Source organism: Microvirga pakistanensis (genome assembly GCF_004458765.1).
Lineage (GTDB): Bacteria > Pseudomonadota > Alphaproteobacteria > Rhizobiales > Beijerinckiaceae > Microvirga > Microvirga pakistanensis.
On sequence record NZ_SPJX01000208.1, the window covers coordinates 1 to 223 of the forward strand.

Annotated in this window: 1 protein-coding gene; it reads left to right on the forward strand. The window is 69.5% G+C overall.

The window, feature by feature from the left end; translation table 11 throughout:
* On the forward strand, positions 1-209 hold a 209-nt coding region (locus E4K09_RS29780), incomplete at its 5' end, for a hypothetical protein (RefSeq protein ID WP_204985727.1).
* Positions 210-223 lie beyond the last annotated feature (14 nt).

The following is a 223-nucleotide window of genomic DNA, read 5'->3' on the forward strand; positions in this document are numbered from 1 at the left end:
CGGCGATGGCTCAGAAGCACCATCACGCCGAGGAGACGCCAGTCATGCGCTCGCCGCCGGAGGGTTCGCGGCCGGAGCACATCCGGCAGGAGGCGGAGCCAATGGGCGGGAACGTGATCCCGCTGTTCCCGCGACAGCGTGCAGCGCCCGGAACGACCCACGAACCGCCGAAGCCCGATGACGACAATCCAGGACCGCGAGCGGCATGAGCCGCAACGAGTCC